Source organism: Nocardia sp. NPDC059229 (genome assembly GCF_042754165.1).
GTDB lineage: Bacteria > Actinomycetota > Actinomycetes > Mycobacteriales > Mycobacteriaceae > Nocardia.
This window is the reverse complement of record NZ_JBHZAK010000025.1, coordinates 103,918-118,000: the sequence shown is the minus strand read 5'-3', so window position 1 is coordinate 118,000 and position 14,083 is coordinate 103,918. Positions and strand designations below refer to the sequence as shown.

Sequence of the window (14,083 nt, the reverse complement as noted above, 5' to 3'; positions counted from 1 at the left end):
GGCCGAGCCCATGTGGGCTCGGCCGCTTCGCTGTTCGCCGTCCTGGTCAGCGCAGCCGGTGCAGGACCTCCGGCAGGTCCGCGGAATGCACGACGGCCAGGCGCTGGGTGGCGCGGGTGAGCGCCACGTACAGGTCATTGAGGCCACGCGGCGATTCGTCCAGGATCCGGTGCGGTTCGGCCAGGATGACCGCGTCGAACTCCAGGCCCTTCACGTCGTGGACGGTGAGCACGCGCACCGAATCATCGGTCAGGTGAGCGAGTTCCGCGGCGAGGTCGTGCGGGACGATGACCACGGTGGTGCCGGGATGCTCGGCTTCCGCGGCGGTGAGCCGCTTGATCTCGTCGGCCAGCTCGGGGGCCGCCACCCGGGTCGCGGTGGGCTCGAAGCCGGAGTCGCGGACCGAGCGCGGCGCGGGCGCGGCCGGGTCGATGGCGGTCAGCACGTCCGCCGCCACCGCCATGATCTCCGACGGGGTGCGGTAGTTGACCGTCAGCTCGGTGAGCTTCCAGCGTTTGGCCACATAGGGTTCCAGCACCTGCTGCCAGGACGAGGCGCCCGCCGGGTCGCCGGTCTGGGCCACGTCGCCGACGGCGGTGATCCAGCGATTCGGGATGCGGCGCATGACCATTCGCCACGCCATCGCCGAAAGCTCCTGCGCCTCATCCACGATGACGTGGCCGTAGGTCCAGGTGCGGTCGCCGGCGGCGCGTTCGGCGGTGGTCTGCCGGGTGCGCACCTGCTGGCGCTCGGCCAGCTGGGAGGCGTCGATGAGGTCGTAGGCCATGAGCAGTTCGGGGTCGAGGTCGTCCTCGAGATCCTGGGGCGCGGAGCCGGTGAGGATGTCGAGCGCGTCCTGGGCCTCGGCCAATTGGGCGCGCCAGCGGCGGCGGGAGCGCTCGCGCTCCTCGCTGTCGTCGATGCCGAGCAGTTCGGCCAGCTCGTCCAGCAGGGGCGCGTCCGCGTCGCTGAACTCGCCGCTGTCGGACCGGTACAGCTCGGCCCGGTCGGCGTGGCTGAGCTGCCCGGCGGCATCGGCCAGGCGCTTGGGGGCGGCCCACAGCCCGCCCAGCACCTCCTGCGGGGTGAGGATGGGCCACAGTCCGGCGATGGCGCGCTGGATCTCGGGGTCGGCCCGCATCTCGTCGCGGATCTCGGTGAGATCGGTCTGGCTCAACAGGTTTCGCCCGCCCAGCGGGTTCGAGCCGATGGCGGCCGCCAGCTGATCGGTGAGCGCGTCGACGATGGCGGCGGCGAAGACGGGCCGAGCCAGGTTGTGCGGGCGGCGCGAGGAGCGGGCGCGGCCGCGGGCCTTGGTGGCGATCTTGCGGTCCAGCTCCAGCTGGTGGCCGTCGAAGTAGAGCTGGATCGGCTCCCGGGGCACCTCCTGCCAGTCCCGCACCCCCTTCTTGAGCACCTCGAGCATGTCGAGCGAGCCCTTGAGCTCCCCGGCGCGCAGCGAATCCTCCAGTGTCGCTTGCACTCCCGGGTACAGGTTGCCGACGGTGGACAGCAGCACGCCGGTCTCACCCAGCGAGGGCAGCACCTGGCCGATGTAGTCCAGGAACGTCGAGTTCGGGCCGATGATGAGCACGCCGGCCTTGTCCAGCTGCTGCCGGTAGGTGTACAGCAGGTAGGCCGCGCGGTGCAGTGCCACCGCGGTCTTGCCGGTGCCGGGCCCGCCCTGCACCACCAGCACGCTCTTGTGCTCGGAGCGGATGATGGCGTCCTGCTCGCTCTGAATGGTCTCGACGATGTCGTTCATGTGCCCGGTGCGGGCGGCATTGAGCGCGGCCAGCAGCGCGCTCTCGCTGCCCACGCCGCTGTCGCTGCCGATCACCCCGGCGCGCTGCGCGGCATCCAGGTCCAGGTACTCGTCATTGACCCCGGTGACCGTGCGGTTGCGCGAGCGGATGTGCCGCCGCCGGGTCACGCCGTCGGGCGCGGCGGTGGTGGCGAGGTAGAAGGGCCGGGCCATGGGAGCGCGCCAATCCAGCAGCAGCGTCTCGTAGTCGGCGCTCTCGTCGAGGATGCCGATGCGCCCGATGTAGCGGTGCTCACTGTCACCGTTCTCGGCGATGTCGATGCGGCCGAAGCACAGGCCGTGTTCGGCGGCGTCGTACTTGGCCAGGTCCTCGGAGTAGAGCTGGGTGAACGACTCGCGCTCACTACGGGCCTGCGGCGTGCCGCCGGTCTCCAGCAGCACGGTGCGCAGCCGCCGCTGGGCGTAGGCGCGCATGCCGTCGAGCTGTTCGTAGAGCTTCGTGAGGTACTGCTGCTCGCGCTCCAGGTCCGGGGAAGCCGCGTTAGCGGAATCGGACACGGAACGCTCCTCGGTGAGGTCGGGCAAAGCGGAACTCCTTGTTCACCACGTCCGCCGTGTTGGGTACGGCGCGCGAAGCATCGAGAACAGAGTTGTCGAGTCTAGTTCGCGATTCCCTCGCGCGCCGTACCGCCAGGTAACAAGCCCCGAAACTGCCGGGTTCAGGAGGCGTGGGTGCTGTCGCTGCGGCGTCCGAGGGTTCCGTTCTGATGGTTGGGCGGCTTGGCCCGGTACATGGCCACGTCGGCATCGTGCAGGACGGCCTCCGGGGTGCGATTGTCGCCCGCGCACAGGTCCGTCACCCCGATCGAGGCGTCGACCTGGATGCGGTGCCCGCGCGCGATGATCGGCTCGGCCATGGTCTGGCGCAGCCGCGCGATGAGCGTGTCGATATCGTCGCCCAGGGTGCGGCCGGACAGCAGCACCAGGAATTCGTCACCGCCGATCCGGCCCACGATGTCCTCGGAGCGCAGCCCGCGCTGCAGCCGCTGCGCCACGATCTGCAGCACGGTATCGCCGATGGCGTGCCCGAGGGTGTCGTTGATGGCCTTGAACCCGTCCAGGTCGATGAACAGCACGCTGGACACCGGCAGGATCTCGGTGGTGCCCAGCGCCGCCGCCAGCCGCGACAGCACCAGCGCCCGATTGGCCAGCCCGGTGAGCGGGTCGTGGGTGGCCTGGTACTCCAATTGCCTTCGGCTGGCCCGGAATTCGGTGATGTCGTTGAACGACGACACCGCCGCCGACTCCGGATCGCTGGGATCGAGCAGCCGGCTGTTGGCCGAGAGCCAGCGCCGCTGCCCGTCGGGCCGGTCGAGCCCGAACACGAAGCGGGTCACCGTCTCTCCGGTGGCGAGGGTGCGGATCACCGGATACCAGGACGTGGGCATGGGCTGGGCATTGGCGTCCAGCAGGGACAGCGGGATGTCGTAGATGTGGGTGCCGACGAGATCGTCGGTGTCGTAGCCGAAGATGCGGCGCGCGGCCGGATTGGCGGATTCGATGCGCCCGTGCCGGTCGATCACCACCACCCCCTCCTCCAGCTGCGACACCACCGTGGTGAAGAACTGTTCGGCGCGCTGCTGGGCGGCCTCGGCGCGGCGCTGCGCGGTGAGATCGTGCACCACCACCTGGTAGGCGAGGTGTTCGTGCCAGGCGGTGAGCACCGACACGGTCTCCACGTCGACGCTGCCGCCGTCGCATCGCATCAGCGTCATCTCGGCGGGGTCGGACGCGGTGCCCGCGATGGTGAGGCGGCGGATGCGGTCGAGCATGGGAGAGACGGAACTTCGTTCGACGAAATTGGTGACCGGTTGCCCGATCACGTCGTCCGGATCTGCGGCCGCCAGCAGCCGCAGCATTGCCGGGTTGGCGTAGACGACGGTGCCACGCTCGTGGACCACGACCCCGTCGGGGCTGTAATCCACCAGGGACCGGTATCGCTGGGCCAGCTGTTCGGCATCGGCCGAGTCATTTGCCCGATCGTTACCCATCACGTCATGCACCCCCTGATCGTCGTTCCGACACGTCACTGGAGCACGGCACCATTCTGTTATCTAAAAATTTGCTGGTGCCCCTTGCCGACCGTATTGAATGAACTGCAGTTCCGCACAGCATCGGCCCGCGAGTGGTGACCAATACGGGCAACGGCCCGAGAGGAGCGATGCAAATGCCAGGCATCATCCCCGTCCCGATGACCGCAGGTCGGCATCAAGATCATATGACCCTGGCCGGCATCGGCGCTGTCACCGGGTACGGCTGGGGCCGCGAAACCCTCTGGAAAGGTTTGCTGACCGGCAAACCCGCAGCCCGGCTCTTTCCAGGGTACGGGCCCGGACGCGATCGGCAGGGGTGGATCGCCCGCGTGCCGGACGGCGGCGATCCGGAGCTACCGCCCAGCCGCTACCTTCGCGCTGTCATCGGCTCGGCACGCGAGGCGGTGGCCGATGCGCGCGAACGCGGCTGGCGGCCCGGCCGGACGGTCGGCCTGCTGCACGCCACCGTGCTCGGAGACGCCTACGAGTGGCGGGACTTCTACACCGTCGGCGGCGGGCAGCGGCGTTCGCGCGACTATCTGCGATTACTTCCCTCGACCCCGGTGTCGATGCTGATGAGCGAGTTCGGGTTTCACGGCCCGGCCATGAATGTGACCGCCGCCTGCTCCTCGGCGAACGTGGCCCTGGTCACCGCGCAGCTGTGGCTGGCCCAGGGCATCGCCGACGACGTGCTGGTGGTCGCGACCGACCTGTCCGGGATTCCGGAGATGGTGCAGCCGTTCGTGGTACTGGGCGCGGCGGTGGACGACACCGACCCCCTCGACGCCTGCCGCCCCTTCCAGCAGGGCAGTCGCGGCTTCGGTTTCGGCGAGGCCTCGGTCGCGTTCCTGGCGACACGTGACGCCGAGCGGCCCTATGCGGCGATGCTCGGCGGGGCCATGTCCAACGACGGTCACCACGTGATCTCCGTCGAGCCGTCCTACTCCCAGATCTTCGAGTGCGTGCGCCGCGCCCTGGTCGGCGCCGATATCCGTCCCGACCAGGTCGCGTACCTCAATTCGCACGGTTCCGGCACCGCCCAGTGCGACGCCGCCGAAACCGCGCTGCTGGCGGAGCTTTTCGACGATCGCCCGGCGGTGGTGGCGCTCAAGCCGCTGGCCGGGCACTGCCAGGCCGCCTCGGCCGGAGTCGAAGTGGCCGTCGCGGCACTGGGTTACGACCGCGGGCTGCTGGTGTCCGCCCCGATCGTGGCGTCCGCGCATCCCCGTCTGGTCGACGGCGTCCGGCGCGGCGTCGACGGCATCACGGTGAAGACCGCGCTGGGCATGGGCGGCAACAACTCCGCGGTGGTGCTCGGCCCGGTCGGCTGAGGAGACCCGAGATCTCAGCGAGTCGATAACGCTCGATCTCGGCGAGTCAATGCAGTGGCACCGACCAGTGCAGTTTGGTGCCGGTGCCCTCGCCGCTCGGATCGCGCCGCGGATACACCGCCAGGCTGCCGCCGGACTGTTCGGCACGCCGGGCCAGGTTGGTCAGGCCGCTGGGGGTGATGTTGTCCGGAATGCCGCGGCCGTTGTCGGAGACCACGATGGTGAGATCGTCGGCCACGCCGATGTCGATGGTGATGGTGTCGGCCCCGGAATGCCGGACCGCGTTCGAGACCGCCTCGCGCACAACTGCTTCCGCGTGATCGGCGAGCGCCGGCTCGACCACCGACAGCGGTCCGGTGATGTGCATGAGCGCCCGGATGTCGGTGGCGGTGGTCTGCTGTTTGACCGCGCGTTCGATGCGCTGGCGCAGCCGGGTGCTGTGCCCGTCGCCGCCGTGCAGATCGAAGATGGAGGTGCGGATCTCCTCCACCACGTCCTGCAGATCGTTGATGGCGTCGGCCAGCCGTTTCTGCACCTCGGGCACCCGGGCGCGCGGCACGGTGCCCTGCAGGTAGAGCCCGATGGCGAACAGCCGCTGGATGACGTGGTCGTGCAGGTCGCGGGCGATCCGGTCGCGGTCGGTGAGGATGTCGAGTTCGCGCATGCGGCGCTGCGCCACCGCCAGTTGCATGGCCAGCGCGGCCTGATCGGTGAAGGCGGCGATCAGCTCCATCAATTCGTCGGTGTAGGGCGCGGATTCGGCGGCGCGCAGCGTGATCAGCACGCCCAGGGTGGAGTCCGGGGTGTGCAGCGGCAGCACGAGGGCAGGGCCGATATCGGCGATGGGCGTGCCCAGATCGATGTGGCGGGCGTCGTCGAAGCGCAGCGGGGTGCGAGTGGTGAGGGCCTGCCCGACGGCGGTGGCCACCGTGCGCACCGCGTGTCCGTCCGGCGGCCCGTCGGGGCCGGACCATTGCGCCACGACGAGTTCGGCGACATCCTCGGGCGCGTCGTCCGGATCGGCGACCACGGCCAGCAGCGCCTGCTGGGAGGCGGTCAGCTCGCGGGCGTGCTCGACCACGTGGGCCAGCACCTTGCTGGGTTCGGTGTCGGCCAGGAATTCGGTGGCGATATCGCGGGTGGCCTCGATCCAGGCCTGCCGGGTGCGGGCCTGCTCGTAGAGGCGGGCATTGTCGACGGCGATACCGGCTGCGGCGGCCAGTGCCTGCAGCAGCACCTCGTCGTCCTCGGTGAAGGGGTGCCCGCCGGATTTCTCGGTGAGGTACAGGTTTCCGAAGATCTCGCCGCGGATCCGCACCGGCATGCCGAGGAAGGTGCGCATGACCGGATGGTGCTCGGGGAATCCGGTCGCGGCGGGGTGGCGCGCGAGATCGTCCAGGCGCAGCGGTTCGGGCTTGTCGAGCATGAGTCCGAGCACGCCGTGGCCCTGGGGCAGCGCGCCGATCCGCACCCGGGTCTGCTCGTCGTTGCCGTGGAAGATGAACTGGCTGAGCTGTTGTTCGTGCCCGCGCACCGCCAGCGCCCCGAAGCGGGCGTCGACCAGGATGGTGGCGGCGCGCACGATCGTGCTCAGGGTCTGGTCCAGATCGAGGCCGGAGGTGACCGCGAGCATGGCCTCGACCAGCCCGTCGATGCGATCCCGGGCGTCGATGATCTGTTCGACCCGGTCCTTGACCTCGGTGAGCAATTCGCGTAATCGCAGCTGCGACAGCGTTTCACGCACCGAGTAGGGACCGGTGCGGGGTGTGTCGTGCATGGTTGTCCTGCGGTCCGGCGGATACGACACGGCAAGCGGAATTCTATGCGGGCCGAGGTTGCCGAGAGGCCGTCATGCCGAACGTGACTGTCCCGTACGCAATTTCGAGGCCAGCACGGCGGCCTGGGTGCGGCGTTCCATGCCGAGTTTGGCCAGCAGCCGGGACACGTAGTTCTTGACGGTCTTCTCCGCCAGGAACATCCGTTCCGCGATCTGCCGGTTGGTGAGGCCGTCGCCGAGCAGATCCAGCAGCTTGCGCTCCTGATCGGTCAAACCGGCCAGCGGGCCGTCGAATTCGGTGCTGCGCCGCAGCCGCGCCATGAGCGCCGCCGCCGCGCGATTGTCCAGCAGCGAACGGCCCGCGCCCACCTCCTTGATGGCCTTGGCCAGCTCCATGCCCTTGATGTCCTTGACCACATAGCCGCTGGCGCCGGCCAGGATGGCGTCCATCATGGCCTGTTCGTCGGTGTAGGAGGTGAGGATCAGGCAGCGCAGGTCGTCGATGTCGGCGAGCAGGTCGCGGCACAGTTCGATGCCGTTGCCGTCGGGCAGGCGGACGTCCAGCACCGCCACGTCGGGGCGCAGCGCCGGGATCCGGGCCAGCGCCTGGGCGACGTCACCAGCCTCGCCGACGACGGTCAGTTCGGGATCCTCCTCCAGCAGGTCGGTCAGACCGCGGCGGACGATCTCGTGATCGTCGACCAGGAAGACTTTGATCACGACGGCCTCCAAGCTCGGGTCGCGGGCGCGCGAAATGGTAGTGGCAAACGTATCTCGCGGGAAGACGCCCGGATACCGCCGAAGGTCCCTAATTTCCGGTGCCCGAACCATCCGGAAATTTGTCCGGTTATTTTTGTCGGAGAATTTTCCCCGAAAGTGGTCTGGTTCGGGACTTTCGGCACTGTCGGGGGTGACATGGGTGTGTTGCCATGGAGACGGGTTGCCGGGTCGGAACAGGGAGAGCGGGGTCGGCTATGGGCGCATTCGATGTGTGGTCGAGTGGAATCGATCCGGATTTCGTGGTGACCACGCACGGGCCCGTCCCGTCGGGGGAGGTGACCCGGGTGGTGCGCGGATTGGGCAGGATCCTGCGCCGGCACGGGGTCGCAGGGCCGGTGCGGGCACGCCTGCACTGGCCCGCCGCCGAGGACGAGACGACGTTGGTGCAGGCGGGTGTCCGGACGCTGGGGAAGGCATTCCGGGTGCAGGTCGCCGGGCCGGGGCGGTTCGCGTCCACCTTCGCGCTGGAGCGGCTGGATCTGCGGCTGGGCTGCCCGCCGGACGAATTGTCCCGGCCCTGGCCGGATCCCGCGCGGCCGTCGCTGTCCGCGGTGACCGAGCCACGACCGATCGTGCGGCGCAAGGATTATCGACTACAGGTGGCCACACCCGCTGCGGCGGCGCGGGTGCTGGATGCCATGGATTACGACGCGCACCTGTTCATCGATGCCGAGACCGGATCCGAGGCGGTGGTCTGCTGGACCGGTCCGCTCGGGGTGCGGACCCTGGGCCGGATGCGCGACGGCGTGCCGGTCCTGCTCGAAGACGAGGCGGTGGCCCGGCTGTGCCTGGGCGGGCTGCCCTATCTCTTCTTCACCGATGCCGATACGCGCCGCGGCCGGCTGCTGTATCGGCGCTTCGACGGCGATCTCACGCTGGTCACAGCGGCCGGCGCCGAGGACCGCTCGCGCGATCGCGACCGGGATCGGGATCGGGTCCTGCAGCCGCGGGCGATCGCGAGCTGCGTGCGGCGCGTGCTGTCCGTATCCTTGCCCGAGGTGCCGACTGATTTCGTGAGTCGAGGGTAACTCGCCGGGTACGTCCAGAATCGGTTCGGCACCCAACCGCCGGCACGGGTTGCCAACGCCGACGGCTCTCAGCCGTCCGCTAAAGGCGCGGAGAGGCGGGCAGTGACCAGCGTTTCAGCACGCGTAACCAAACTTGTCGGTGGGTGCCCCTAGCATGGCGTCGGGGGTATGTCTGGATGCTGAAACGTTGGAAGGATGGCCAGTGGCGGATCGCCTGACGGTGCGCGGAGCGCGGGAGCACAACCTCAAAGGGGTCGACCTCGACCTACCTCGCGACAGTCTCATCGTTTTCACTGGTCTGTCCGGGTCCGGAAAGTCCTCGCTCGCCTTCGACACGATTTTCGCCGAGGGCCAGCGGCGGTACGTGGAATCACTGTCGGCGTATGCGCGGCAGTTCCTCGGCCAGATGGACAAGCCGGATGTGGATTTCATCGAGGGCCTGTCCCCGGCGGTGTCCATCGACCAGAAGTCGACCAACCGCAATCCGCGGTCCACGGTCGGCACCATCACCGAGGTCTACGACTATCTGCGTCTGCTGTTCGCGCGCGCGGGCACCCCGCACTGCCCGGTCTGTGGTCATCTGATCGCCAAGCAGACCCCGCAGCAGATCGTGGATCAGGTGCTGGCCATGGAGGAGGGCACCAAGTTCCAGGTGCTCGCGCCCGTGGTGCGCACCCGCAAGGGCGAATTCGTGGACCTGTTCGAGTCGCTGAACTCGCAGGGCTACTCGCGCGTCCGGGTCGACGGCGTGGTGCATCCGCTGACCGATCCGCCGAAGTTGAAGAAGCAGGAGAAGCACGATGTCGAGGTGGTCGTGGACCGCCTCGCCGTGAAGCCGAGTTCCAAACAGCGCCTGACCGATTCGATCGAGACGGCGCTGCGGCTGGCCGACGGCATCGTGGTGCTGGACTTCGTGGATCGCGACGAGCACGCCCACGATAGGGAGCGGCGCTTCTCCGAGCGGCTGGCCTGCCCGAACGGGCACCCGCTCGATATCGAGGATCTGGAACCGCGGTCGTTCTCCTTCAACTCGCCCTACGGCGCCTGCCCGGATTGCACGGGTCTGGGTATCCGCAAGGAGGTCGATCCGGATCTGGTTGTGCCGGACCCGGATCTGAGCCTCAATGACGGCGCGATCGCGCCCTGGTCGCGCGGGCAGACCGCCGAATACTTCACCCGCCTGCTGTCGGGCCTGGCCGAGGCGATCGGCTTCTCGATGGACACGCCGTGGAATCAGTTGCCGCTCAAGGCCCGCAAGGCGGTGCTGGAGGGCAGCTCCGAGCAGGTGCACGTCTCCTACACCAACCGCTACGGCCGCAAGCGTTCGTACTACGCCGATTTCGAGGGTGTGATGCCGTTCCTGCAGCGGCGCATGGACGCCACCGAATCGGAGGCGATGAAGGAGCACTACGACGGGTACATGCGGGACATCCCGTGCCCCGTCTGCAATGGCGCGCGACTGCGGCCGGAGATTCTGGCGGTCACGCTGTCGGCGGGCCCGGAGCGCAAATCCATTGCGGACCTGTCGGATCTGTCCATCGGTGATGCCGCGAAGTTCCTGAACACCCTGACCCTCGATGATCGCCAGACGGCGATCGCGGCGCAGGTGATCAAGGAGATCCAGGCACGCCTGGGGTTCCTGCTGGATGTCGGTCTGCAGTACCTGACGCTCTCGCGCGCCGCGGCCACGCTGTCCGGCGGTGAGGCGCAGCGCATTCGGCTGGCCACCCAGATCGGGTCCGGCCTGGTGGGTGTGCTGTACGTGCTGGACGAACCGTCGATCGGCCTGCACCAGCGCGACAATCGCCGGCTCATCGAAACCCTCACGCGGCTGAAGAATCTCGGCAATACGCTCATCGTGGTCGAGCACGACGAGGACACCATTCACGCCTCGGACTGGGTGGTCGACATCGGCCCGCTGGCCGGTGAGCACGGCGGTCAGGTGGTGTACTCGGGTCCGTACGACGGGCTGCTGAAGGACAAGGGATCGCTCACGGGCGCTTACCTTTCCGGCCGAGAGCAGATCGAGGTGCCGCTGGTGCGGCGACCCGTCGACAAGCGCAAGCAGCTCACGGTGGTCGGCGCGGTCGAGCACAACCTGCAGAACATCGACGTGAGTTTCCCGCTGGGCGTGCTGACGTCGATCACCGGCGTGTCGGGTTCGGGTAAGTCGACGCTGGTCAACGACATTCTGGCGACCGTGCTCCAGAACAAGCTGAACGGCGCGCGACAGGTTCCGGGTCGCCACACCCGGGTCAACGGTCTCGATCACCTGGACAAGCTGGTGCAGGTCGACCAGTCGCCGATCGGCCGTACGCCGCGCTCGAATCCGGCTACGTACACGGGCGTTTTCGACAAGATCCGCACCCTGTTCGCGGCCACCACCGAGGCCAAGGTGCGTGGCTACCAGCCGGGCCGGTTCTCCTTCAATGTGAAGGGCGGCCGCTGCGAGGCGTGCTCGGGTGACGGCACTCTGAAGATCGAAATGAACTTCCTCCCGGACGTTTACGTCCCCTGTGAGGTCTGCCACGGTGCGCGCTACAACCGCGAGACCCTCGAGGTGCACTACAAGGGCAAGACCATCGCCGAGGTCCTCGATATGCCGATCGAGGAGGCGGCCGAGTTCTTCGAGCCGGTGACCTCCATCCACCGCTACCTGAAGACCCTGGTGGATGTCGGCCTCGGCTACGTCCGCCTCGGCCAGTCCGCCCCCACGCTCTCCGGCGGTGAGGCCCAGCGCGTGAAGCTGGCCGCCGAACTCCAGAAGCGTTCCACCGGCCGCACCATCTACATCCTCGACGAGCCCACCACCGGCCTGCACTTCGAGGACATCCGCAAGCTCCTGACGGTCATCAACGGCCTGGTCGACAAGGGCAATACGGTCATCGTCATCGAGCACAACCTCGACGTCATCAAGACCTCCGACTGGGTCCTCGACATGGGACCCGAGGGTGGCTCCGGCGGCGGCTTGGTCATCGCCCAGGGCACCCCGGAGGACATTTCCGCAGTCCCGGAAAGCTACACCGGTCAGTTCCTGAAGCACGTCCTCGCCGCCCAGCCCGCCTCCCTCGCCGAACCCAGGCCGGCGAAGAAGGCAGCGAAGAAGGCTCCGGCCAAGAAGGCGGCCCCCAAGACCGACGCCCAGGCCACCGCCTCCAAGAAGGCAGCCGCCGCCCGCCGCAAGGCCGCCGCCCTCCGCTGATGCCGAGAGACGGCGGCACGCACGCACAGCTGTCGGCATGACCACCCTGCCCCTCGGCTATTGCGTCACCGTCGCGGCCGAGGTGGAGATCGACGGCTGACCGCAGACGAAAGGCCCCGCACCGGAATCGGTGCGGGGCCTTCGTATTTCGTGCCTACTCGGCGGCCGCCAGGGGCGGGCTGAGTTCCTTGACCTCGGCGATGTGGCCGAAGTCGAGTTTCACGATCTGGTCGGCGCAGTCGAAGTAGCGGTCGTCGTGGGTGATCACGATGACGGTCTTGCCGCGTTCCTTGAGCTTCACCAGGATTTCCCGGTAGAAGACGTCGCGGAACTTCGGTTCCTGGTCCGCGGCCCACTCGTCGAACATGTAGATCGGGCGATCCTCGAGCAGAGCGGTCAAGAGCGCCAGGCGCTTTCGCTGCCCCTGGGACAGCGCGATCGTCGACAGCCGGCCGTTCTCCACGGTGACCTTGTGGTCGATCTGGAGTTCCTTCAGGTACTTGCGGACCTCGTCGTCGACGCCTTCGTCGAAGCCCAGATAGTCCTCGAACAGGTGGAAGTCGGTGAAGACAGCCGACGAGTTCTGCCGGAACCACTCGATGTTCTCGTGGTCGATCGCCTCGCCATTGAGCGACAGGTGGCCGTGCTGCGGGACGTAGAGGCCCGTGATCAGTTTGGCCAGCGTCGATTTGCCGCTGCCGTTGCCGCCCACGATGAAGCTGATCTGACCGGGTGAGAAGGTCAGGTCCAGCGGTCCGAGGTGGAAGCCGGACCCGTCGGCCTGCGGCGGCGCCATGGGCGCGCCCACCGGGACGGGGTAGCCGCCGTGGTCGACGAACCGGTGGCCGTTGACATCCGGCCGATCGGTGCCGCGCGGGCCGTGGCCGGGCGGCGGGCCGCCGGGCCGTCCGCCCGGATGCGGGCCGGGGCGTCCGCCCATGGGCGCACCGGGTGCGCCGGGCCGCCCACCGCCGCCCGGGTGCGGCCGGGCACCGCCACCCGGATGGGCTCCGGTACCGGGCGGCGGACCACCCGGCACGGGCGGGAAGGCCGGCGGCGCTTCGCTCAGGTAGTTGTAGCTGACGTCGTTGAGTTCCAGCCGCGCGGCGGTGGCGGCGGGACGCTCGGTGTAGGGCAGCGTGGATTCGTCGTGCGCGGTCTGGATGGACAGATTCAGCGAGCGAATCTTGGCCAGTGCCACGTCACCGCGCAGCAGGTCGGGAATACGGTGCATGAAGTTCTGCATGGGCATCGAGAGGAACGTGGTGACCAGGACGTAGCCGACCATGACGTTCTGCGGCAGGTCCAGGGCGCGCGCCAGGCCGAACAGGATCAGGGCCATGGTGCCCAGCTGCAGCAGCTGGCCGAAACCCTGGGCGAAGGTGAACTTGGAGCCGGCGTCGACGTTCTGCACCCGGAGCTGCTCGGCGGAGCCGAGCAGTTGCCGATCCATGAAGTCGCGCCGCCGCCCGCGGTGCAGCTTGAGCTCCTTGATGCCCAGCGACACCTCCTGGAAGGACCGCAGCAGGCCGTCCTCGTTCTCGCGGGCGGCCTGGTACAGGTGCCGCACCTTCTTGAGAACCGTTTCGACACAGGCGATTCCGAGCAGGGTACCCGCGACGGTGGTGGCGAAGATCGGGCCGGACACGATCGCGAGGAACACGAAGCAGCCGATGATGGTCGCCAGGTCGATGCAGATGCTCGGAATGGCCGTGACCGCCTGCGACAGTGACCGCACATCCTCGGTCAGGGTCGCGATGAGGCGGTGCTGCCCGAGCCGCTCGAGGTGTTCGAGCGGCGCGGACACGATGCGGGCGCTCAGGTCCGCGCGCAGGCGGTAGATGGCCTCCTGCGCGAGCCGGATCAGCAGCACCTGCGAGATCACGCCGCTGATCAGGATGATCAGCGCGGTCGCGACGAACGCCTGGACCGTGACGCTCGGATGCGGTTCCGGTGACACCACTCCCCGAATCAATGTCACCAGGTAGGTATTGGCCGCACCGCAGACCAGACCGGAGGCGATGACGCCGGCGATCCGCATCCACGAGATGGAGATGAGGAATCTGATGAGTTGCATGGCTGCTGGGCTCTCTGGACGGAAACTACG

8 protein-coding genes are annotated in these 14,083 nt (G+C 68.2%); 3 read left to right on the top strand and 5 right to left on the bottom strand.

All coding sequences use genetic code 11. The features are described 5' to 3' along the window. Positions 1 to 46: 46 nt before the first annotated feature. Together ACFXHE_RS37780 and ACFXHE_RS37775 are read right to left on the bottom strand one after the other, a co-directional pair. Positions 47 to 2,323 (bottom strand): HelD family protein, encoded by a 2,277-nt coding sequence (locus tag ACFXHE_RS37780; RefSeq protein WP_379389531.1) that lies wholly within the window; start codon positions 2,321 to 2,323, stop codon positions 47 to 49. Between the two features lie 161 nt (positions 2,324 to 2,484). Next, positions 2,485 to 3,816, bottom strand: a complete 1,332-nt coding sequence (locus ACFXHE_RS37775; protein ID WP_379389554.1) for a diguanylate cyclase domain-containing protein — start codon at positions 3,814 to 3,816, stop codon at positions 2,485 to 2,487. 176 nt (positions 3,817 to 3,992) lie between these two features. Between ACFXHE_RS37775 and ACFXHE_RS37770 the strand changes: the two genes are divergently transcribed. Beyond that, positions 3,993 to 5,189 (top strand): beta-ketoacyl synthase N-terminal-like domain-containing protein, encoded by a 1,197-nt coding sequence (locus tag ACFXHE_RS37770; protein ID WP_379389529.1) that lies wholly within the window; start codon positions 3,993 to 3,995, stop codon positions 5,187 to 5,189. A gap of 46 nt (positions 5,190 to 5,235) precedes the next feature. Here ACFXHE_RS37770 and ACFXHE_RS37765 read toward each other — a convergent pair whose 3' ends face one another. Further along, positions 5,236 to 6,966 carry a GAF domain-containing sensor histidine kinase gene (locus tag ACFXHE_RS37765; protein WP_379389527.1) on the bottom strand — a complete coding sequence of 577 codons (1,731 nt, stop codon included), beginning with the start codon at positions 6,964 to 6,966 and terminating at the stop codon, positions 5,236 to 5,238. Positions 6,967 to 7,038: 72 nt separating this feature from the next. Beyond that, positions 7,039 to 7,686 carry a response regulator transcription factor gene (locus tag ACFXHE_RS37760; RefSeq protein ID WP_354846173.1) on the bottom strand — a complete coding sequence of 216 codons (648 nt, stop codon included), beginning with the start codon at positions 7,684 to 7,686 and terminating at the stop codon, positions 7,039 to 7,041. Positions 7,687 to 7,940: 254 nt separating this feature from the next. On the opposite strand from ACFXHE_RS37760, the gene ACFXHE_RS37755 reads away from it, so the two are divergent. Beyond that, a complete protein-coding gene (locus tag ACFXHE_RS37755) occupies positions 7,941 to 8,774 on the top strand; it encodes a sigma 54 modulation/S30EA ribosomal C-terminal domain-containing protein (protein ID WP_379389525.1) in 834 nt (277 codons plus the stop codon). A 202-nt stretch (positions 8,775 to 8,976) separates the two neighbouring features. Next, a complete protein-coding gene (gene uvrA / locus ACFXHE_RS37750; protein WP_379389523.1) occupies positions 8,977 to 11,976 on the top strand; it encodes an excinuclease ABC subunit UvrA in 3,000 nt (999 codons plus the stop codon). A 154-nt stretch (positions 11,977 to 12,130) separates the two neighbouring features. On the opposite strand, the gene ACFXHE_RS37745 is transcribed toward uvrA, so the two are convergent. Beyond that, on the bottom strand, positions 12,131 to 14,053 hold the full coding sequence (locus ACFXHE_RS37745; protein WP_379389521.1) for an ATP-binding cassette domain-containing protein: 1,923 nt from the start codon (positions 14,051 to 14,053) through the stop codon (positions 12,131 to 12,133). Positions 14,054 to 14,083 lie beyond the last annotated feature (30 nt).